A 20,223-nucleotide genomic window follows, 5' to 3' on the forward strand; every position below is an offset into this window, starting at 1 on the left:
ACGAGCGGGGCGTCCGCCGGTGCGAACGTCGCTCCCGCATCGCCTGATCAGGCCTCCCGCACCTCACCCACGGGCCGCCCCGCGGGTGTCACCTACGATGGACACCCATGGTCATGACGGCCTCCGGGCCGACGCGGACGATCGAGGGCACGGGGGCGGGCACCGGGGCATGAGCGCACTGCTGGAACTGACGGACGTACGGCACGGATACGACGGGCGCGGCGTCCTGAACGGGGTGAGCCTGACCGTCCGCGAGGGCGAGTGCGTCGTCCTGCTCGGCGAGAACGGATCGGGAAAGTCCACGCTGCTGCGGCTCGCCGCCGGGCGGGAACTCCCGCGGTCCGGCTCCGTCACCCTGCGCGGCACCACCGTCTCCGAGGACGACCGCTCCGTACGCGCCACCGTCGCCACCGTCCTGGACAGCGGCGTCGGCTACCCAGACCTCAGCGTCCACGAGCACCTGATGCTCGTCGCCCTCGCGCACGGCCTCGGCGACGCGGCGGCGGACGCCGTGGACCGGGTGCTGGCCGAGCACCACCTCACCGAGCGCGCCGACGCGCTGCCCCACCAGCTGTCGTCCGGCCAGAGCCAGCTGCTGTCGCTGGCCCAGGCGTTCGTACGCCCCGCCGAGCTGCTGCTGCTCGACGAGCCCGAGCAGCGCCTCGACGCGGACGCGCGGGCCCGGCTGGCCGGGCGCCTGAGGGCCGCCGGGGAACGCGGCACGGCCGTGCTCCTCGCCACCCACAACCGCGAGCTCGCGGACGCCGTGGCCGACACCGAGTACACCGTGTCCGGCGCGGGACTGCTCGTCACGGATGTGCTCGGTGGCTGAGCTGACGCGAGGGCGGGTCCGCCCGGCGGACGAGGCGGACGCGGCCGACCACACCCGCGCGGTCCTCGACAGGCTCCGCGCCGCCCGCGCGGACGCGCGCGTCGAACGGCGCAGGAGCATCGCCTACACCCTGTACTGCACGGTCCTGCTGGCCGGCATCTGGGTCGTCCCCCTGCTGGCCGGCGCGGCGCGCGCCGGGGCGGACGGCCGCCTGCGCGGCGCGGCGGCCGAGCGCTTACTGGCCTCGCTCCCGACGCTCCTCCCCGCCGTCCTGGCCACCGCCGTCCTGCTGCCCGCGGCGCGGGCCCTCTGGCAGGGGCCCGTCCGGCTGGAACCGGCCGCGCTGTCCTGGCTCGTGCCCCAGCCCCTCCTCCGCCGTGCCCTGCTGCTGCCCCGCTTCGCCGCGGCCTCGGCGATCACCACCGGCATCGGGGCCGCCGTCGGCGCCGCGGCCGGTTTCCTGCTCCACGCCCTGGGCGCGGGCTCCTGGTGGGCCACGACGACCGCAGGAGCGGCGACCGGCGCGACGGCCGGCCTCGCCGGGACCGCCCTGGCCGCCCTGGTCCAGCGCCACAGCGACTCCGGAGAGCGGCGCAGGGCCCTGATCCGGCGGACGGCGTGGGCGGGGGTGATCGTCCTGTGGCTGCTCGCCGCCGCCTCCCTGGCGGGCGGCGCGCGCATCGCGGAGCTGGTCGCGCCTTGGTCCGGCCCGTGGGGCTGGGCCGCGCTGCCCCTGGTGGCGGTGGCGGACGGGGTCCCCGCGGCGGCCGGGTGGGCCGGGGCCGCCCTGTCGCTCCTCGCCCTCGCCGTCGCGGGCAGGGCGGGAGCCGACGCCGCCGTACGTGTCCCGGCCCGCGTCCTGCGTACCCAGGCCGGCACCGCGCTGCGGGTGCGGGCCTCGCTGTACTCCCTCGACCTGCGTCAGGCCCGGGCGGCCGTGCGTGCCACCCGGGCCCGCGGGGCGCGCCCCGCCGCGCGCCTGCCGTTCCCCCGGCACGCGTGGCTGCTCGTCCCGTGGCGGGACGCGACCGCGCTGCTGCGCGCCCCGGCACGACTGGTCGGGGCGGCGGCCTGGACCGCCGTGACCGTGGGCCTGCTCTGCCTGGAGGGCGCGCCGGCGGCGGTGTCGCTTCTCGCCCTGCCGGCCGGGTACATGGCCGCGGCGCAACTGGCGGAGCCGGCCCGGCTGGAGACGGACGACGTCCGGCGCTCGGCGCCGCTGCCCTGGCCCGCCGGCGCGCTCGCGCTGTGGCACGGAGCGGTCCCCGCCGCGGGACTGCTGGTGCTGTTCGCCCTCGGCGCGGCGGCCGCCGCCGGACTCGGCCCGGGGTCGGAGCGGCTGCTGGTGCTGCCCGCGCTGGTCCCCGCACTCGTCGGAGCCGCGCTGGTCAGCGCCTACCGGGGCGTCGTACCGGTGCACCTGATGATCGGTTCGATGACGCCGCTGGGTGACACGGGCCCGCTCGCGGCCCTGCTGTGGCAGGCGAGGGGACCCCTGGTGGCGCTGGGATGCCTGGCGGTCGTGGACGGCCCGGCGCGCGGGGCCGACCCGGACGCCCCGGGCCTGCTGTGGCCGCTGCTCGTCGGAGCCGGGATGGTCTGGTGGGCGGCGGCCACGGCGCGCAGGACCGTACGCGGCCGCTGAGGGCGCCCCACGGCCGCTGAGAGCGTCCCACGGCCGCTCACCCCGCCGGCGGCCGCCGGAACTCCGCGCCGACCACGTCATGCCAGGCGGCACCGGCGCCTTCCACCCTCCGCTCCTGAGGAGCTGCCCCTGCCCCCGGCCTTGCCGCACCCGCTGTCCGCGCGGCAGTGACCCGTGGCCGCCCGGGAGCCCTCACCCCCGGTCGTACGTGTGGAACCCGCGCCCCGTCTTGCGGCCCAGCAGGCCCGCCTCCACCATCCGCCGGAGCAGCGGGGGAGGCGCGTACAGGGGCTCCCTGAACTCCTCGTACAGCGACTCCGCGATCGCGGTGACGGTGTCGAGCCCGATGAGGTCGGCCAGCCGCAGCGGTCCCATGGGATGGGCGCACCCCGCCTCCATGCTCCGGTCGACGTCGGCGGCGGAGGCGAAGCCGGACTCGGTCATGCGGATGGCGGACAGGAGGTAGGGGACGAGGAGCGCGTTGACGATGAAGCCCGCGCGGTCGGTGGAGCGGACGACGGACTTGCCCAGGGTCACCTCGGCGAACTCCGTCACCTCCCTCGTGACGTCGGGGGAGGTGTGCAAGGTGGTCACGACCTCCACCAGCGGGAGGACGGGCACGGGGTTGAAGAAGTGCAGCCCCACCACACGGTCCGCACGGCTCGTGGTCTTGGCGAGGCGCATGACGGGGAGCGAGGAGGTGTTGGTCGCGAGGATCGCCGAGGGATCCGTGACGATCTTGTCGAGTGCGGCGAACACCTCGGCCTTGGCGGCGGCGTCCTCCACGACCGCCTCGACGACCAGCCGGCGGTCCGCCAGGTCGGCGAGGTCGGAGGTGACGGCGATCCGGTCGAGTGCCGCGTCGGCGGAGAGGCGGTCGAAGGTGCCGCGCTGCACCGCGCGTTCGAGGGAGACCGCGATCCGCTCGCGGGCGGCCTCGGCGGCCTCGGCGGTCGCCTCGCAGACGAGGACGTCGAGTCCCGCCCGTGCGCACACCTCGGCGATACCCGCCCCCATCTGCCCGCCGCCCACGACGCCGACGCGCCGGATTCCGTCGCGCCGGGTGCCGGCGGCGGTCATGCGCGGTCCTCCGAGGTCCGGACGAGGTGGCGGGCGTACGCGGGGGGAGTGAAGAAGGCCGGGAGCTCCGGGGTGAGGGTGGTCTCCTCGAAGAGGCGCCGCACCGCGTCCAGGTCCGCCCAGGGGAACTCGGCTCCGAGCGAGGCGAGTTCGGCGTCGAGGTGCCGGAGGACGGTCGCGCGGTCGATCACGCGGTGCCGGAGCCACTGCCAGATCTGGACGCGCGCGATCTCGGCGGTGGCCGCGTCCTCCATGAGTCCGTACAGCGCGACGGCGCCCTGGCCGCGCAGCCAGGCGTCGAAGTACCGCAGGGCGACGGCCACGTTGGTCCGCACCCCCTCTTCGGTCGGCGGGCCGCTGATCCGCCGGACGGACAGCAGGTCGGGCGCGGTGACGGCCACGTCCTCCCGGGTGCGGTGGCGCTGGTCGGGCCGTTCTTCGAGGACCGCGTCGAACGCGTCGCGGCAGGTCCGCACCAGCCCCGGGTGGGCCACCCAGGAGCCGTCGAAGCCGTCCTCCGCCTCGCGTTCCTTGTCGAGCCGGACCTTCGCGAGGGCGGCGGCGTTCGCCTCGGGGTCCCGGCTCGGCACCTGGGCGGCCATGCCGCCGATGGCATGCGCTCCGCGCCGGTGGCAGGTGCGGACGAGCAGTTCGGTGTAGGCCCGCATGAAGGGGGCGGTCATGGTGACCTGGGCGCGGTCGGGGAGCAGGAAGTCGGTGCGGTGCCCGAAGGTCTTGATGAGGCTGAAGAGGTAGTCCCAGCGGCCGGCGTTGAGCCCGGAGCTGTGCTCGCGGAGCTCGTAGAGGATCTCCTCCATCTCGAAGGCGGCGGTGATCGTCTCGATGAGGACGGTGGCGCGGACGGTACCCCTGGGGATGCCGAGGAGATCCTGGGCGAGGACGAAGACGTCGTTCCAGAGCCGGGCCTCGTAGTGGTTCTCCAGCTTCGGGAGGTAGAAGTACGGGCCGTGTCCGGCGTCGATCTGCCGCTGCGCGCAGTGGAAGAAGTACAGACCGAAGTCGACCAGGGACGCGGGAACCGGAAGGCCGTCGAACTCCAGGTGGTGTTCCTCCAGGTGCCAGCCGCGCGGCCGGACGACGATGGTGGCCGGGTCGTCGCGGAGGGCGTACCGCTTGCCCTCGGGGCTCGTGAAGTCGATCCGCCGCTCGATCGCGTCGAGCAGGGTGAGCTGCCCGCCGATCACGTTCTCCCAGGTGGGCGAGGTCGCGTCCTCGAAGTCCGCCATCCAGACGCGCGCACCGGAGTTGAGCGCGTTGACGGCCATGCGGCGGTCGGCGGGCGGTCCGGTGATCTCGACCCTGCGGTCGGAGAGGCCCGGCGCGGGAGGGGCCACCCGCCAGGACGGCTCCCCGCGGACGGCGGCGGTCGCGACGGGGAACCCGAGGGGGGTGCCGGTGGCGAGCCGGATCGCCCGCCGCCGCCGCTCCTTCAGGAGCCACTGGCGGCGTGCGGCGAAGGCATCGATCAGCCGGCCGAGGAAGTCGAGGGCCGCGGGGGTGAGGATCTCCTCGTGCCGGTCCCCCGCAGAGGCGAGGACGCGGACGCGGCGGGTCAGGGCGCTGGTGGTCATGGAACTCTCCTGTGCTGCGGACGAGGGGGAGGGGCGCGCGGGGGCGGGCGGGGGAGTCGGTCCCACCCGCCCCCGTGGGGCGGCTCCTAGTGGAACTGCTCCTCTTCGGTGGAGCCGGTGAGCGCGGTGGTGGAGGAGGCGGGGTTGACGGCGGTGGAGACGAGGTCGAAGTAGCCGGTGCCGACCTCGCGCTGGTGCTTCACGGCGGTGAAGCCCTGGGCCTGCGCGGCGAACTCCCGCTCCTGGAGGTCGACGTAGGCGGTCATGCCCTGCTCGGCGTAGCCCCGGGCGAGGTCGAACATGCCGTGGTTGAGGGAGTGGAAGCCGGCCAGCGTGATGAACTGGAACTTGTAGCCCATGGCGCCGAGTTCGCGCTGGAACTTGGCGATCTGGTCGTCGTCCAGGGCGGCCTTCCAGTTGAACGACGGCGAGCAGTTGTAGGCCAGCATCTTGCCCGGGAACCGGGCGTGCAGCGCCTCGGCGAACTCGCGGGCCTGGGCGAGGTCCGGGGTGCCGGTCTCGACCCAGATGAGGTCGGCGTACGGGGCGTAGGCGAGACCGCGGGCGATGACCGGTCCCATCCCGTTCTGGACGTGGTAGAAGCCCTCGGAGGTGCGCTCGCCGGTCACGAACGGCGCGTCACGCTCGTCGATGTCGCTGGTCAGCAGCGTCGCGGCGAGCGCGTCCGTACGGGCGACGACCAGGGTCGGCACGTCCGCGATGTCGGCGGCGAGCCGGGCCGCGTTCAGCGTCCGGATGTGCTGGGCGGTCGGCACGAGGACCTTGCCGCCCAGGTGCCCGCACTTCTTCTCGGAGGCCAGCTGGTCCTCGTAGTGGATGCCCGCAGCGCCGGCCGCGATCATCGCCTTCGTGAGCTCGAAGGCGTTCAGCGGCCCGCCGAACCCGGCCTCCGCGTCCGCGACGATCGGCGCCAGCCAGTCCGTCGTGTCCGCGCCGCCCTCGGCGGTGGCGATCTGGTCGGCGCGCAGCAGCGCGTTGTTGATCCGGCGCACCACCTGCGGCACCGAGTTGACGGGGTAGAGGCTCTGGTCCGGGTAGGTGTGTCCGGCCTGGTTCGCGTCGGCCGCCACCTGCCAGCCCGAGAGGTAGATCGCCTGGAGGCCGGCCCGCACCTGCTGCACCGCCTGACCACCCGTCAGCGCGCCCAGCGCGTGCACGTAGTCCAGCTCGTGGAGCTGTCGCCACAGCCGCTCCGCACCGCGCCGGGCGAGGGTGTGCTCCTCACGCACGCTTCCCGACAGCCGCACGACGTCCTCGGCCGTGTAGGTGCGCTCGATGCCCTCCCAGCGCGAGTCCGTCGCCCAGCGCCGCTCCAGCTCCTGGGCCGCCTGCGTCGTGTTGTCCGTCATCTCGGTGACCGCCTTCTCGGGTCCGCCGTGTTTGCCAACCTGTCCACATGGTCGGAGGCGCACGGCACTGCGTGTCTTTTATGGGGTGCGGCCCACCGGCGCCCGGGCGGGGCGGTGGAGCGAGCAATCAAGCCGATCCAGGCCGCCCGTTCCTCGGGGTTGTCGATGTCAGGGCGTGAATCGGGCCCCGAGTCCGGCCTGGATCTGCCGGGCCCGGTGGGCCGCACTCAGACTCTGGCACTGGCACCCAGTGCCATCAATCGTGGACGCATGCCAATTTCTGTGAAGAGTGAAGAGGCGGATTGCAAAGCTTGCGAAGATCAGGGGGCGCGTCGGCATGCTCCACGGAACGCGTACGCGGGACCGACGGTGGGCAGGGCCGCTGCGTATCCTCGTGTTCATGACCGCTCAGCCGCCCGCACACTCCCCGCGCCCCGCCCAGCCGGCGCCGCTCCGCGCCTCCGACGACGAACGCGAGGCGGTGGTCGAGCAGTTGCGCGACGCCGCGGCCGAGGGCCGCATCGACCTCGAAGAGCTGGACGCCCGACTGGAACAGGCCCTGACGTCCAGGACGCGCGCCGAACTCGACGCCGTCACCGCCGACCTGCCGAGCCCGTCTCCCGCGGACAGCCTGCCGCCCCTCGTCGTCAAGGGCGGTATGACCGGTGCGACCCGGGGCCCCGGACGCTGGGAGGTGCCCGGCCGCGTGATCGCCCACGGAGGCGTGGGAGGCGTCACGCTCGACTTCAGCCGCGTCGAGTCCCGTCTCGCGGAGGTCGTGGTGGAGGCGCACGGCGACACGTCCGGGGTCACGATCGTCATCCCCGACGGCTGGACCGCGGACGTCTCGGGCATGGACCCCGGCACCGGCGGCCTGAAGGACGAGACCACCTCCGCCCGCCTCCCGCGCACCCCGCTCATCCGGCTCACCGGCTCCGGAGGCATGGGAGGCGTCGTCATCCGCCACCCCAACCGCCGGGAACGCCGCAAGCTGGAGTCCAACCCGTCCTGAGGCCGCGGACGCCGATGAGGCGGCCGTGACCGGTGGCCCCGTGGGTCACGGGAGGCGCGGTGGGTCAGGGGAGCGGCGCGGAAATCCGTGGACGAGCCGGGGAAGATCATCTATCTTGTGGCTTCGCGCCCCGAGTCGGACGGAAGGAGGCGAGTGCCGTGCGGTTCACACCTTTCCAGCGCTCCCTCCCAAACTGTCCCGGCGTGGCGTGTGAGTTCTGACCGGGAGCGCACCGAGCAGGTCTTTCTCCCGGAGGAATCCATGCCCGATCTGGTCATCCGCGCGCTCTCCACGAGCGACGCCCATCTTTTCGACGCCCTTCCCGACCCCCTGGGTGCCCGTGAGGGGCATCGGCGCACCGTCTTCCGCCCCGACTGGAAGCGCGTCGCCCTGCGCGACGGCGAGGTCGTGGCGCGCGGCGCGTGGTGGGGCGGCCCCGACGACACGGAGCCCGTCAACATCAACTGGTTCGACGTGGCCGAGGGCGAGGAGGAGGCCGGGGCCGCACTCCTGCGCTCCGCTCCCCGGCAGGTCGAGCTGGAGATCAACCTGCCCGGCGGATGGCGGGAGAAGCCCGAACTGCGGGCCGCCGCCGAGACCCGCTTCGCCGCCGCGCGAGCCGCCGGGTACGAACTCCTGGTCGAGCGCTTCCTGTACCGCTGGACTCCGGAGCGGGGCCTCCCCGAGCGCCCCGGACGCCTGCGCTTCGGCACGGAGCCCGACGACGCCGTGTTCTTCGACGCGCTGCGCCGCATCCACTCCGCCACCCTGGACGCCCACGCGGTCAAGGCCATCGAGGAGGGCGGCCTCGACCAGGCCGCCCAGGAGGAACTCGACTTCTTCCACTGGTGTCCCTCCCCGCGGGAGTGGTGGCAGATCGCGCGCACACCGGAGGGTGACCTGGCCGGCATCCACATCCCCGCGCACAACCCCTCGGGCCCGACGATCGGCTTCATCGGCGTCATCCCTGAGCAGCGCGGTCACGGCTACGCCTACGACCTGCTCGTGGAGTGCGCCCACGTCCTCGTCGAGCAGGGCGCGGAGTTCATCAGCGGGGCCACGGACCGGGGCAACTTCCCCATGGCCGCGAACTTCGCCAAGGCCGGCTTCCCCGTCGTCAGCGAACGCGTCAACTTCCACCCGGCGGAACCGGCGGAACCGGCCTCCTAGCGGGCCGCCACACGCGGTGCGTGGCCCGGCCCGGCCCGGGGAAGGCGTGCCGGACCACGTGCCGTACCGCCTGCCGGTGCCCGCCGACCCGTGTCCGTTCAGGCGCGTCGGAGCTGAGCCAGCGTCCCGGTCAGCTCGTCGCGCAGCACCGCGCCGGCCGTCTCGGGGTCGCCGGAGACGACGGCGTCGGCGAGGGCGGTGTGGCCGGCGTCGCCGTGGTTCGGATCGTCGGTGCGCAGGTCCAGGAGGTCCACGAGATCGATGAGGCCCTGTCGGAGCGCGGGCACGAACTCGGCGAACAGGGCGGTGAGTACGGGGTTGTGCGCGGCCGCCACGACGGCCGCGTGCAGCGCGATGTCGGCGTCGACGAAGCCGGCCGTCCCCCCGTGCGCGGCCTCGCGGCGCCGCGCCAGGGCCGCCCTGATGACGGCGACGTCGTCCTCGGTGCGCCGCTCCGCCGCGAGCCGCGCGGCCTCGACCTCGATGAGCATGCGGACTTCGTACAGGTCGGTGAGGGCCGCCTGGCGCAGCCGGGTCGGCCAGTCCTCGGCCGGCTCGGTGGCCACGACGAAGACGCCGGATCCCTGGCGCGCCTGGACGAGTCCCGCTCCGGCCAGGGCGCGCAGGGCCTCCCGCACCGTCGAGCGGCCGACTCCGAGCGTCTTGGCGAGGGCCGTCTCGGCAGGCAGCTTGGTGCCGACCGGCCACTCGCCCCCCGCGATCTGCTCGCGCAGGTGCTGTGTGGCCTGTTCCACCAGGGGGCTGGGACGAAGTGCACCGAGAGGCATGGGTTCTGACCTATCAGGTTGTCTGAGGAGCTGAGGTGTGGCTAGTGTACCCGCCATGACGCTGCGCGCGCTCCTTCTCGGTCGCCGCTGCGGGGCCTGACCCGACCGGCACCCCGCAGCGGGGCCGTTCCGCGCCGGTCGCCGTCGGCCGACCGAAGGAAGTCCGGAGTCATGGAACCCCTGCGAAGCACCCCCTTCCCCACCCTGCGCACGCCCTCGGGCGCCGTCCCCGGGTCCGCGCCCGCCTGGAATCCGCAGCGCCCGAGCGCCATGCCGTACACGCGCTACCGCTCCGCGCACGACCGGGTCGCCCTGCCCCTCCAGGACCGGACCTGGCCCTCCCGGCAGCTCCTGGAGGCCCCGCTGTGGGTACCCGTCGACCTGCGCGACGGCAACCAGGCCCTCGCGGAGCCGATGGACAGCGCCCGCAAGCGCCGGATGTTCGACCTGCTGTGCGCCATGGGCTTCAAGGAGATCGAGGTCGGCTACCCCTCCGCCAGCCAGACGGACTTCGACTTCGTGCGCCACCTCGCCGAGAGCGGCGCGGTCCCCGACGACGTGACGATCTCGGTCTTCACCGCCGCCCGCGAGGACCTCGTCGACCGGACCCTCGCCTCCGTCGAAGGGCTGCCCCGCACCCTGGTCCACCTGTACACGGCCACCGCCCCCACCTGGCGCGACGTCGTCCTGGGCCGCTCCCGCGACGAACTCCACGCACTGATCCGGGAGGCCGCCACGCACCTCGCGCGGCGCGCCGCGCGACGGCCCGGCGCCGACATCCGCTTCGAGTTCTCGCCCGAGGTCTTCAACCTGACCGAACCGGACTTCGTCCTGGAGGTCTGCAACGGCCTCACCGAACTGTGGGAGGCGAGTCCCGACCGGCCGGTCGTCCACAACCTGCCGGCCACGGTGGAGATCGCCACGCCCAACGTGTACGCCGACCAGATCGAGTACATGCACCGGAACCTCGAACGCCGCGACTCCGTCATCCTCTCCGTGCACCCGCACAACGACCGCGGCACCGGCGTCGCCTGCGCCGAACTCGCCGTCCTGGCGGGCGCGCAGCGCGTCGAGGGCTGCCTCTTCGGCAACGGCGAGCGGACCGGCAACGTCGACCTGGTCACCCTCGCCCTGAACCTCCACGCGCAGGGCGTCGACCCGATGCTGGACTTCTCCGACATCGACGCCGTGCGCGAGGTGGTCGAGCACTGCACCCGCCTGCCGGTCCACCCCCGCCACCCCTACGGCGGCGACCTCGTGCACACCGCCTTCTCCGGTACGCACCAGGACGCCATCTCCAAGGGCATGGCCCACCACGCCCGGCAGGCCCGGGCACTCGGCGTCCCCGCCGAGCGGGCGCCGTGGGCGGTGCCGTACCTGCCCGTCGACCCGGGCGACCTCGGACGCACCTACGAAGAGGTGATCCGGATCAACTCGCAGTCCGGCAAGGGCGGCATCGCCCACCTGCTCCAGGCCCACCACGGCCTCGACCTGCCCAAGGCGATGCGCCCGGACTTCTCCCGCGCGGTGCAGAAGGTCACCGACGCCAGCGGCCTCGAACTCTCCCCGAAGGAACTGGGGGAGCTGTTCCACCGCACGTACCTGGCCCCCGCACTGGACGGCACGGTCACCCTGGCCTCCTGGGAGACCGGGCGGACCGGTCCCGCCACGCACGAGTTCCGCTGCACGCTGGCCGTCGACGGCACGACCCGCGCGCACCGGGGCACGGGCAACGGGCCGCTGTCGGCCCTCACCGGCGCCCTCGCCGCCGCCGGCATCGCGGTCGACATCCTCACCTACGCCGAACACGCCACCGCCACCGGCCCCGACAGCCCCGCCGTGGCCTACGCCGAGTGCCGCGTCGACGGCACCACCGTCTGGGGCGCCGGACAGGACACCTCCGTCCTCACCGCCTCCGTCCACGCCGTCATGGCCGCGGTCAACCGGGCGGGACGGGCCGGCGCGTGAGCGGGGAGACCCTGCTGCGGGTGGCCGGAGCGGACCTCGTCCGTGACGGCACCACCCTCCTCGGCGACGTGTCCCTGACCGTCCGGTCCGGCGAGCACTGGGCCCTCCTCGGCGCCAACGGCGCGGGCAAGTCCACCCTGCTCTCCCTCCTCGGAGCCCTCGTCCACCCCACCCGCGGGACGGTCGAGGTCCTGGGGGAACGGCTCGGCCGAGTGGACCTGCGGCAGCTGCGGTCGCGCGTGGGCCACGTCGACCCCCGGCACCCCCTGCGCTCGCCGCTGACCGTCCGGGACGTCGTCCTCACCGGCCTGACGAACAGCGTCGAACGCGTCCCCCGCTGGGCGCCGACGGACGAGGAGACCGCGAGGGCGGACGAACTCGTCGCGCTCCTCGGCCTCCACGACCGGCGGGAGGCGCGCTGGCCGGTGCTCTCCCAGGGGCAGCGGACCCGTACCCTCATCGCGCGCTCGCTGATGCCCCGACCCCGGCTGCTCCTGCTCGACGAGCCCGCGACCGGCCTGGACGTCGCGGGCAGGGAACAGCTCATCGACCGCCTCGACGTGCTCGCCCGCACCCGGCCCCGGCTCGCCACGGTCCTGGTCACCCATCACCTGGAGGAGCTTCCGCCGGCGACCACGCACGCGATGCTCCTGCGCGACGGCCGCCGCCTGGCCGCAGGACCGGCCGAGGAGGTCCTCACCGACGACCTCGTCAGCGCCTGCTTCGACCATCCCGTCCGGCTCACCCGCGTGGACGGCCGCTGGAACGTACGGACCAGGCAACCGGCCTCGCGGTGAGCGGGTCAGGAGCGCCGACCCGGCCCGCCGCTTCGGCGCTCCTGCCGTCGGGGGGAGGGTGCTTTCGGGCCATCGAACGCCGTGCGACCGTTTCTTGCCCCGTCTCCCCTTCGCCCAGGTGAGGTGTGGTTGCGGTGGGCGCGTCCCGGTTGCGCCGCGGGAGCACCTTCCGGCCAACATCCAGGTGATTCGGCACTCCGGACAACCAGGCGCCCGCCGCCCTCCTCTCACAGCGCGGACACAGCGAGCGCCCACACCGCGTGGGCCCCGGCGGGGCGAACCGCCCCGCCGGGTCTCGGCCGTGTCGCTTCCCCACAGCTTCCGGAGGACGAGAGAACGATGACCACGACGCGCACCAACCGGCTGCGGCGACCGCTCATCGCGGGTGCCACGGCCGTCGCCGCCATGGCCGTGACTGCCGGCTTCATGACCGCCGCGCCGGACCGGGCGACGGCCGCGACGGGGCCGAAGCTGAGTCTCATCGCGGCGACCGGGTCGGTCACGCTCACCTCGTGGAAGGAGGAGCCGGGCGTCTACCTCGACCTCGGCACCTACCTGACCGCCGAGGGCTCGCCGCTGGAGCTCAAGGTGACCCGGAAGTCCTACAAGGACCCGGTCACCATCACCCAGACCGTGTTCGAGGGCGGCAGGACGAAGGCGAAGGCCCTGCCCGCCGGCACCGTGAAGGACTTCTCCGGACTGCCCGGCTTCGCCGAGGTCACGCTCACGGACAAGAACGGCAAGGTGGTCTTCACCCGGGCGGAGAGCTTCTGCCCGAACAACGCCAGCGGCCGGGTCCGCCCCGACGCGCCCGCCACCTCCAAGTATCCGGAGAGCTGCCCCACCAACCCCTTCACCCTCGGGTCCGTGTGGGGCGTCGAGAAGGGCTGGGCGGCCAACACCTACGCCGGTTCCTACACCCAGCCGGTCAAGCTCGCCGCGGGCACCTACACGGCCAAGGTGAGGGTCGCCAAGAAGTACCGCGACCTCTTCGGCATCGCCGACAAGCCCGCGACCGTGAAGGTGACCGTCGAGGAACGCAGCTGGGAGAACGGCCGGATGGCCGCCGCCGGCGAGCACGCCGGGCACGGAGCCGCGCACCAGGCGCCCGCCGCGCACGCCGGGCACGGAGCGGGACACGCCCCGACGCCCGCGCAGGAGGGCGCGCCGGCGACGAGCGGCGCCGGCCCCTCGTACAACGTCGGCCACGGCCCCCTGAAGGCCGCGCCGCCCGCCCTCCCGTGGGCGCTGAAGCAGCAGCAGGCCGGGCGAGCCGGTCTCCAGGCCGCCGGCGACACCGCGGGGCAGACCGACGGCTCGCGCAAGGCGGCCGCCCTCGCGCCGCAGGCCAAGCGGCCCACCGGCACCCCCAGCGTCCCCGACGTCCCCAAGCCCGACCTGCGTTCGCTGCCCGCCTACGGCATCACCATCAGCGACGGCGGCTTCGAGGACATCCCCGGCAAGGACTACCTCGCCTTCAGCGCGAACGTGTGGAACGCCGGCCCCGCCCAGCTCGTCGTCGACGGCTTCCGCTCGCCCGGCAAGGCCAAGATGGACGCGTACCAGTACTTCTACGACGCCAAGGGCAAGCAGGTCGGCTACACCCCGACCGGCACCATGGAGTGGGACCCGCGCCCCGGCCACGTGCACTGGCACTTCACCGACTTCGCCAGCTACCGGCTGCTGAAGGCGGACAAGAAGGAAGCCGTCCGCAGCGGCAAGGAGGCCTTCTGCCTCGCCAACACCGACGCCGTCGACTACACGGTGAAGAACGCCAACTGGCACCCCTTCAACACCGACCTGTCCACCGCGTGCGGCCAGGAGAACTCCATCTCCGTCCGCGAGGTGCTCGACGTGGGCTCCGGTGACACCTACACCCAGGACCTCCCGGGCCAGTCCTTCGACATCACGGACCTGCCCAACGGCACCTACTACATCCAGGTGCTCGCCAACCCGGCCAAGCGCCTGAAGGAGACCAACCTCAACAACAACAGCGCCCTGCGCAAGGTCGTCCTCGGCGGCACGCCCGGCAAGCGCACCGTCACCGTCCCCGCCCACGACCTCGTGAACGCGAACTGACGGACCCGCTCCACCGCACCGGCCGAGCCGGCCCACGGGCCGGCTCGGCCGGCCGCGCGTCAGGCCGCGGCGGCGGTGACGCCGAGGGCGGCGACGATCTCCTCGTCCTCGGTGTCGCCGGTGGGCTCGAAGCCCAGGGACGCGTAGAGGCGGGCGGCGGGCGCGTTGTCCGGGTGGTAGGAGAGACGGACCTCCCGGCAGTCGGGAAGGGCCGCGAGACGCCGTATCAGCGCACGCACCGCGGCGCGGCCGACGCCCTTGCCCTGCTCCTCGGCGTTCACGATCATGCCGCCGATCCAGTGGGTGCCGTCCTCGTCGTCGTACGCCCACATGACGTGGCCCACGACCTCGTCGCCCGCGCGGACGGCGAGTGAGTTCCACAGTCCGCCCCGCAGGGAGAGCAGCAGGTAACGCGCCCCGAGAGCGGCCACGAAGCGGCGCTGGTCGTCCGCGGGGGCCACGTCGGCGACGCTCCGCCAGTTCTCGTCGGTGATCTCGTCGAGCACCACGTGGCGCCCCTGGCGGTCGGTGAGTTCCATGATCCGTTCCATGCTTTCGGTCGACATCCCCTCATGATCCACCATCCGGGGGACGAGGAATCGCGGGCGGGGACGGGACGTGTTCCGCTGGAGCGGTATGCCCTTGGGGCGAACGTCCGGTGCGAGGTGACGAGAGGGAGCGGCGGATGACCGAGGAGGCGAACGCGACCCGCGGGACGGGCCGGGGACCGGAGGCCGGTGCCCCGGGAGCGGTGGACGGAACGGCGGTCGGCGACCGCGCGGCGGGCGCGACCGATCTGCGGCGCGTCGGGATCGACCCGGACTTCTGGTACCCGGTCGCCCGGTCCGCGAGCCTGTCCAGGGGGAAGGTCCGCGCGGCCTCCTTCGCCGGCCGGCGCATCGCGCTCTACCGGGGGGACGGCGGCACCGTCTACGCCCTGGAGGACCGCTGCGCGCACCGCCAGGTGCCGCTGAGCCTGGGGGTGGTGGAGGGCGAGACGCTCCGCTGCTGCTACCACGCCTGGGCCTACCGGGGGAACGGGCGCATCTCGCAGATCCCCTACCTGCCCAAGGGCGCCCCCCGGCCACCGCGCGGGGTGCGCGCGTACCCGGTGCGCGAACGGTACGGACTCGTCTTCGTCTTCCCCGGCGACCCCGCCCTCGCGGAGGCCGCGCCGCTGCCCGTACTGCCCGAGGCGGACTCCCCGCGGCACCGGACCATGATGTTCGCGCGCACGGTGCGCTGCCACTACTCGTTCCTGCACGAGAACCTGCTCGACATGAACCACCAGTTCCTGCACCGGGGCGTCCTCGGCCGGATCCACCCCGAACTCCTCGGGTACGACACGGACCCGCGCTCCGTGGAGGCCCGGTACCTCTTCGTGCCGTCCGGCGGGCGGAAGGACCGAGGGGCGGGGCTGCTCTCCGCGGAGGGGAAGGGCGGCGCCTCGACGCCGGACGTGGTCACCATTCGCACCGCGTACCCCTACCAGACCCTCCAGGCCGTCCCCGAGACCTCGGGCACCGCCGCGTTCTCCCTGTGGGCCGCCTACGTGCCGGTGGACGCCGAACAGCGGGTCAGCCGCGTCTTCGGGCTCCTCATGATCGCGAAGCCCGCCCTCCCCGGCGCCCTCCATGTGGCGTGGCCCCTGATCCGGCGCTTCACCGAGCGCGTCTTCGCCCAGGACAGGATGGCCGTCGAGGCCGAGCAGCGGGCCTGGGACGAGCAGGGCGCCGACCTGAACCAGGAGGTCTTCCCGCTGATCCTCGACGTTCGGAAGGTGCTGCGCGAGAACGGCGTCCCGCTCGCCCCCGCGGACTCCTGGGCCACGGCCTGCGCGGACGCGGACGGGTGCGCCGACGCCGGCCGCGTCACGCCGACCTGAGGGAGGAGGCGGCACCATCGCCTCAGGGGCCTGAGGAGCGCCAAGAGGCTCAGGAACCGCTGGGCGCCTCCGCGCCCGTGACCGTCGGCGAGGAAGCGGACGGGGCCAGGAGACGCGGTGCGGCCGAGCCGTCGGCGGCGACGGACCAGACCCCGCCGCCGCGGCCGTACGCGAGGGTCCTCGCGTCGGTCCACAGGGCCTGGTCGTCCACGCCGTGCGGCTCGGCGACCGGGTGCTCGCGGCGGGTGGCGAGGTCGTACACGTACAACCGCCATGGTTCGCGCGGTCCTTCGGACACCCGCTTCTTGAACGCGATCCGGCTGCCGTCGGGGGAGAGCGACGGGCATTCGACGTTCTCGCGCAGCGCCCGGGCCGACCAGGCGGCCATGTCGCCCTCGACGAGGTGGGTGCGGCCGTCGGTGGAGACGGTGGCGTAGAAGCGGTTGTCGTCGGCGGCGAAGCTGACGCCCCAGTAGTTGACGTCGGGTGCGTGGTACCGGCGTCCGCCGAGGGTCAGCGGGATCTGCTCCATGTTCTTCACCAGGTACCCGGTGCGCAGGTCGAGGACGGACGTGCGGGTGGAGAAGGAGGAGCGGGCGTAGGAGTCGCCGGTCGTGAACATGGTCCAGGCGAGCATGTCGCCCGAGGCGGAGACCCGGGCCCGGCTGGGGATGCCCGGCAGGCTCATGCGGCGCACCTCGCGCAGCTCCCGGTCGAGCACGACGACGTACGAGCGGGCCGGGACGCCGGGCCTGCGGCGGAGGCACAGCGCGGTGTCCCCGGCCGCGTGGAAGCGGTCGCAGACCGGACCGCCCGCCACCCGCCCGCCGGGCGCGGACGGGTCGGCGCGCGCGACGCGACCGGTCGCCGTGTCCCGCACGTACAGGGCGCTCCCGGTGAGGGCGAAGCCGGGGTCGGCGGTGCCGTCGCTCACGGCGTCGCGGCCCGAGGCCGCGCGCAGGGTGTAGGCGGTGGCCCCGCCGCCGAGCAGCAGGAGCGCGAGGACGAGGATCCAGACGCGGGTACGGGTGGAGGCGCCGGTCGGGACGGGCATGGGTCAGGGGGTCCTCTCGGAAGGCATGGGAGGCTCGGTGGGCTCGGTGGGCTCGGTGGGCTCGGTGGGTTCGGAGGGTTCGGAGGGAGTGGAGGGGGCGGGCGCGGTCGGGCCGGTGCGGGCCGTGGTCGCGCCGGGAAGGAGGCGCGCGGCGCAGCAGACGGCGGCGGCGAGGGCGAGGAGAGCCGCGGTGAGAGCGGTCTCCGGGCCGCTCGCCGTCCACAGGGCGCCGAAGGCGACGGCGGAGCCGAGCCGGGCGAGCGCCTGCGCGGTCTGGACGAGGGCGAGCCCGCCGGCCTGCCGGCCCTCGGTCAGATAGGGGCCGGTCAGGGCCATCAGGACGCCGTCGGTCGCGGCGTAGAACACGCCGAGCAGGACGAGGACGCCCAGCAGGACGGCCAGGTCGGGCAGCGGGGTCAGCAGCAGGCCGTAGGCGAGGAGGAGGGCCCCGTGTCCGTACAGGAGCGGCCGGCGCCGCCCGAGGCGGTCGGCCAGTCGGCCGGCGGGGACGGCGAGCAGCAGGAAGACCGTGGCCGCGCCCAGCGGGAGGAAGGGGAACCAGGTGGCGTCGAAGGCGAGCCGGCGCTGGAGCAGCAGGTAGAGGAAGGAGTCGCCGATGGTGGCCGCGCCGAGGAGCGCGGCGCACAGCACGATCCGCCGGTAGCCGGGCGAGCGCAGACCGGCGAACAGCCCGCCCCGCGCGCGCGTGGCGGGGAGGGGCCCGCGCGCGCGAAGCGCGGCGGCGCTGCCGCGGCCGGGCACGAACAGCAGCCACAGCACGACGCCGAAGGCGCCGACACAGAAGCTGACGGCGAAGACGGCGTCGTACGCGTCGGCCGTCAGCCACAGCAGGGCGAAGGCGGCCAGCGGTCCGAGGAGGGCACCGACGGTGTCCATGGCCCGGTGGGTGCCGAAGGAGCGGCCCAGCTCCTCGGGCGCGCTGTGGAGGGTGATGAGGGCGTCGCGCGGAGCGGTGCGCACCCCTTTGCCGAGCCGGTCGGCGCCGATGGCACAGGCGATCCACCCGGTCGACCCGCCCGCGAGGAGCAGGCCGAGCCGGGAGAGGGCGGACAGGGCGTAGCCGGCGCCGCCGACCGCCTTGTGCCGTCCGCCGCGGTCGGCGGTGGCGCCGCCCAGGAGCCGTACGAGGGCGGTGGCGCCGGTGGACAGACCGTCGAGCAGTCCGAACTGGAGGGGGGAGAGGCCGAGTCCGAGGACCAGGTACAGCGGCAGGACGGCGGTCACCATCTCCGAGGAGACGTCGGTGACGAGGCTGACCGTGCCGAGCGCGAGGACGGTGCCGGGGACGCGCCGCCGGACCCCCGAGGGGGCGGGCGGCGCGTCGGGGCGACCGGTGGTCGCGAGGTACATCAGTGGCAGGTGTAGGTCGGGGCGGAGTCCTTGACCCGGTCGTCGGTGCCGACGTACTGCCAGGTGTAGGTGGTGTCCGTGAGGTCGAGCTTCAGGACCCCGTAGGTGCCGCTGATCCGCTTCTGGCTGTGGGGCTGGACGGTCTCGATGTCGTACGGTTCCGCGCCGCCCATGCCGCCGACGATCTCGACGATGCCGTCGGCGGTGGCCCGCCCGTCGGCGTCCTGCGGGGCGAAGCGCTCGTAGTGGTGGTCGTGGCCGTTGAGGACGAGGTCGGTCCCGGCGGCGTGGAGGATCTTCCAGACGGGCCGGGAGACCGGGTCGTTGCCGTGGCCGCCGGAGGAGTACAGCGGGTGGTGGAAGTAGGCGGCGACGCACCCCTTGGTGGTGCGGGCGAGGTCGTCCTTGAGCCACTGGATCTGCGTCGGGTCGTCGAAGGAGTTGGAGTCGAGGGCGACGAAGTGCCAGTTGCCGTGGTCGTAGCTGTAGTACGGCTTGCCCTGCGGGTAGGCGATCGAGCCGAAGTACGCCTTGTAGCCGGCGAGCGACCCCGCCGGGTCGTAGGTCTCGTGATTGCCGGGCACGGGCCGGGTCTTCGCCTTGAACGCGCCCCAGGACTTGTCGTAGTAGGCGCGGAAGTCGGAGAGCAGGGCGTCGTCGTACTGGTTGTCGCCCATCGTCAGGTAGAAGGACGGGGCGATCCGCTGGGCCAGCGCCGCCGTCTTCGGGTGGGCGCAGGAGCTGCTGGAGGCCGTGCACTGGGCGGCGATGTCGCCGGCCGCGACGACCGTGAAGGCGCCGGTGGGCGGGGGAGTGGTCGAGGCGGTGCCGTAGACCTCCACCGTGTAGAGCGAGTAGCCGTACGGGGTGCCGCGGGCGGTGCCGTACACGCGCAGGTGGCGGCCGGTCCCGGTCAGCCCGGTCCAGTCGTCGGTGCCGCCGTTCCCGGCGGTCTCGGTGGCGAGGCGCGTCCAGTTCGTGCCGTCGGACGAGATCTCGACGCGGTACGCCTTGGCGTGGGCGGCCTCCCAGACGAGCTTGACGCGGGAGACGGTCGCGTCGGGGCCGAGGTCGACCCTGATCCACTGCGGGTCGACGCCTTCGGCACTGGCCCAGCGGGTGGTGGAGACGCCGTCGAAGGCCTTCTCCGGTCCGAAGGTGCCGTCCTCGACGGACGACGAGGTGGCCGGACGGCCCTGCGAGATCAGCGAGTCGGCGGCGGCCCGGGCGCCGGCCCGGTCGGGGAGGGCGAGGAGGAGCCCGCCGACGAGCATCAGCACGGCGGCGAGGACGAGGGACAGCGAGGTGGGGGAGGTGAGGGACGTGGTGCGGCGAGGTGGGGTGGATGCGAACGGACGCATGCCTGGACTCCCTGGCCTGAGGGGGCGAGAGCTGGACACCGGCACGGCGCACCACGGCACGGGCGGGGTGGTGCGCGGCGGCCGGGTCAGAGCTCTCGCTGAGCGCGTCACGTCCCCGTGGGGCCGCCGCGCCGAGCCGCTGCGGGGATGCTATCGGACAGTAAGGTTTACTACCAGATGCCGGCGGGCGGTGCGGACGGCGAACGACGCTCCCCTCAG

Annotated in this window: 16 protein-coding genes; 8 read left to right on the forward strand and 8 right to left on the reverse strand. The window is 73.8% G+C overall.

What is annotated here, in order from left to right:
* Positions 1–169 precede the first annotated feature (169 nt).
* Both ACFYT9_RS20860 and ACFYT9_RS20865 read left to right on the forward strand, forming a co-directional pair.
* Positions 170–832, forward strand: a complete 663-nt coding sequence (locus tag ACFYT9_RS20860; RefSeq protein ID WP_389165916.1) for an ATP-binding cassette domain-containing protein — start codon at positions 170–172, stop codon at positions 830–832.
* Positions 825–2,477, forward strand: a complete 1,653-nt coding sequence (locus ACFYT9_RS20865) for a DUF6297 family protein (protein WP_389165919.1) — start codon at positions 825–827, stop codon at positions 2,475–2,477. Before ACFYT9_RS20860 ends, ACFYT9_RS20865 begins: the two co-directional genes overlap by 8 nt.
* A 192-nt stretch (positions 2,478–2,669) precedes the next feature.
* Here the strand turns inward: ACFYT9_RS20865 and ACFYT9_RS20870 are convergent, their stop codons facing one another.
* The 3 genes from ACFYT9_RS20870 to aceA all read right to left on the reverse strand — a co-directional run bounded on the left by ACFYT9_RS20870 (position 2,670) and on the right by aceA (position 6,519).
* Positions 2,670–3,557, reverse strand: a complete 888-nt coding sequence (locus ACFYT9_RS20870; RefSeq protein WP_389165921.1) for a 3-hydroxybutyryl-CoA dehydrogenase — start codon at positions 3,555–3,557, stop codon at positions 2,670–2,672.
* Complete coding sequence (gene aceB, locus ACFYT9_RS20875) at positions 3,554–5,149, reverse strand: malate synthase A (RefSeq protein ID WP_389165923.1); 1,596 nt, start codon at positions 5,147–5,149, stop codon at positions 3,554–3,556. Before aceB ends, ACFYT9_RS20870 begins: the two co-directional genes overlap by 4 nt.
* An 86-nt stretch (positions 5,150–5,235) precedes the next feature.
* On the reverse strand, positions 5,236–6,519 hold the full coding sequence (aceA, locus tag ACFYT9_RS20880) for an isocitrate lyase (RefSeq protein WP_389165925.1): 1,284 nt from the start codon (positions 6,517–6,519) through the stop codon (positions 5,236–5,238).
* A 400-nt stretch (positions 6,520–6,919) separates the two neighbouring features.
* Between aceA and ACFYT9_RS20885 the strand changes: the two genes are divergently transcribed.
* Positions 6,920–7,531 carry a DUF1707 domain-containing protein gene (locus ACFYT9_RS20885; RefSeq protein WP_389165928.1) on the forward strand — a complete coding sequence of 204 codons (612 nt, stop codon included), beginning with the start codon at positions 6,920–6,922 and terminating at the stop codon, positions 7,529–7,531.
* Positions 7,532–7,792: 261 nt separating this feature from the next.
* Positions 7,793–8,701, forward strand: a complete 909-nt coding sequence (locus tag ACFYT9_RS20890) for a GNAT family N-acetyltransferase (protein WP_389165931.1) — start codon at positions 7,793–7,795, stop codon at positions 8,699–8,701.
* A 98-nt stretch (positions 8,702–8,799) separates the two neighbouring features.
* On the opposite strand, the gene ACFYT9_RS20895 is transcribed toward ACFYT9_RS20890, so the two are convergent.
* Positions 8,800–9,489 (reverse strand): FadR/GntR family transcriptional regulator, encoded by a 690-nt coding sequence (locus tag ACFYT9_RS20895; protein WP_389165934.1) that lies wholly within the window; start codon positions 9,487–9,489, stop codon positions 8,800–8,802.
* Positions 9,490–9,660: 171 nt separating this feature from the next.
* Here ACFYT9_RS20895 and leuA point away from each other — a divergent pair, with 171 nt between their 5' ends.
* The 3 genes from leuA to ACFYT9_RS20910 all read left to right on the forward strand — a co-directional run bounded on the left by leuA (position 9,661) and on the right by ACFYT9_RS20910 (position 14,333).
* Positions 9,661–11,457, forward strand: a complete 1,797-nt coding sequence (leuA, locus tag ACFYT9_RS20900) for a 2-isopropylmalate synthase (protein WP_389165937.1) — start codon at positions 9,661–9,663, stop codon at positions 11,455–11,457.
* Positions 11,454–12,254: an ABC transporter ATP-binding protein gene (locus ACFYT9_RS20905; RefSeq protein WP_389165940.1), complete on the forward strand. Its 801-nt coding sequence runs from the start codon at positions 11,454–11,456 to the stop codon at positions 12,252–12,254. The genes leuA and ACFYT9_RS20905 overlap by 4 nt, the downstream gene beginning before the upstream one ends.
* Positions 12,255–12,593: 339 nt before the next feature.
* Complete coding sequence (locus ACFYT9_RS20910) at positions 12,594–14,333, forward strand: lysyl oxidase family protein (protein WP_389165942.1); 1,740 nt, start codon at positions 12,594–12,596, stop codon at positions 14,331–14,333.
* A 59-nt stretch (positions 14,334–14,392) separates the two neighbouring features.
* Here ACFYT9_RS20910 and ACFYT9_RS20915 read toward each other — a convergent pair whose 3' ends face one another.
* On the reverse strand, positions 14,393–14,899 hold the full coding sequence (locus tag ACFYT9_RS20915) for a GNAT family N-acetyltransferase (RefSeq protein ID WP_387270333.1): 507 nt from the start codon (positions 14,897–14,899) through the stop codon (positions 14,393–14,395).
* Positions 14,900–15,018: 119 nt separating this feature from the next.
* On the opposite strand from ACFYT9_RS20915, the gene ACFYT9_RS20920 reads away from it, so the two are divergent.
* Positions 15,019–16,218, forward strand: coding sequence for a Rieske 2Fe-2S domain-containing protein (locus ACFYT9_RS20920; RefSeq protein ID WP_389165945.1), 1,200 nt, complete (start codon positions 15,019–15,021; stop codon positions 16,216–16,218).
* Between the two features lie 49 nt (positions 16,219–16,267).
* Here the strand turns inward: ACFYT9_RS20920 and ACFYT9_RS20925 are convergent, their stop codons facing one another.
* Genes ACFYT9_RS20925 through ACFYT9_RS20935 form a run of 3 tightly spaced genes read right to left on the reverse strand, consistent with a single transcriptional unit; the run spans position 16,268 to position 20,004 of the window.
* A complete protein-coding gene (locus ACFYT9_RS20925) occupies positions 16,268–17,272 on the reverse strand; it encodes a hypothetical protein (protein ID WP_389165947.1) in 1,005 nt (334 codons plus the stop codon).
* 3 nt (positions 17,273–17,275) lie between these two features.
* Entirely contained in the window at positions 17,276–18,643 is a 1,368-nt protein-coding gene (locus tag ACFYT9_RS20930) for an MFS transporter (protein ID WP_389165948.1), read from the reverse strand.
* The gene (locus ACFYT9_RS20935; RefSeq protein WP_389165950.1) at positions 18,643–20,004 is read right to left on the reverse strand and encodes a discoidin domain-containing protein; all 1,362 of its coding nucleotides are present in this window, start codon (positions 20,002–20,004) and stop codon (positions 18,643–18,645) included. The genes ACFYT9_RS20930 and ACFYT9_RS20935 overlap by 1 nt, the downstream gene beginning before the upstream one ends.
* Positions 20,005–20,223: the final 219 nt, after the last annotated feature.

The sequence above is a fragment of the Streptomyces sp. NPDC004435 genome (genome assembly GCF_042873895.1).
GTDB lineage: Bacteria > Actinomycetota > Actinomycetes > Streptomycetales > Streptomycetaceae > Streptomyces.

What these genes read in the sequence shown, in the direction of transcription:
- ACFYT9_RS20860 (WP_389165916.1), top strand. Translation starts at nt 170, where the DNA reads ATGAGCGCACTGCTGGAACTGACGGACGTACGGCACGGATACGACGGG.
- ACFYT9_RS20870 (WP_389165921.1), bottom strand. Translation starts at nt 3,557, where the DNA reads ATGACCGCCGCCGGCACCCGGCGCGACGGAATCCGGCGCGTCGGCGTC.
- aceB (WP_389165923.1), bottom strand. Translation starts at nt 5,149, where the DNA reads ATGACCACCAGCGCCCTGACCCGCCGCGTCCGCGTCCTCGCCTCTGCG.
- aceA (WP_389165925.1), bottom strand. Translation starts at nt 6,519, where the DNA reads ATGACGGACAACACGACGCAGGCGGCCCAGGAGCTGGAGCGGCGCTGG.
- ACFYT9_RS20885 (WP_389165928.1), top strand. Translation starts at nt 6,920, where the DNA reads ATGACCGCTCAGCCGCCCGCACACTCCCCGCGCCCCGCCCAGCCGGCG.
- ACFYT9_RS20890 (WP_389165931.1), top strand. Translation starts at nt 7,793, where the DNA reads ATGCCCGATCTGGTCATCCGCGCGCTCTCCACGAGCGACGCCCATCTT.
- ACFYT9_RS20895 (WP_389165934.1), bottom strand. Translation starts at nt 9,489, where the DNA reads ATGCCTCTCGGTGCACTTCGTCCCAGCCCCCTGGTGGAACAGGCCACA.
- leuA (WP_389165937.1), top strand. Translation starts at nt 9,661, where the DNA reads ATGGAACCCCTGCGAAGCACCCCCTTCCCCACCCTGCGCACGCCCTCG.
- ACFYT9_RS20910 (WP_389165942.1), top strand. Translation starts at nt 12,594, where the DNA reads ATGACCACGACGCGCACCAACCGGCTGCGGCGACCGCTCATCGCGGGT.
- ACFYT9_RS20915 (WP_387270333.1), bottom strand. Translation starts at nt 14,899, where the DNA reads ATGTCGACCGAAAGCATGGAACGGATCATGGAACTCACCGACCGCCAG.
- ACFYT9_RS20920 (WP_389165945.1), top strand. Translation starts at nt 15,019, where the DNA reads ATGACCGAGGAGGCGAACGCGACCCGCGGGACGGGCCGGGGACCGGAG.
- ACFYT9_RS20925 (WP_389165947.1), bottom strand. Translation starts at nt 17,272, where the DNA reads ATGCCCGTCCCGACCGGCGCCTCCACCCGTACCCGCGTCTGGATCCTC.
- ACFYT9_RS20930 (WP_389165948.1), bottom strand. Translation starts at nt 18,643, where the DNA reads ATGTACCTCGCGACCACCGGTCGCCCCGACGCGCCGCCCGCCCCCTCG.
- ACFYT9_RS20935 (WP_389165950.1), bottom strand. Translation starts at nt 20,004, where the DNA reads ATGCGTCCGTTCGCATCCACCCCACCTCGCCGCACCACGTCCCTCACC.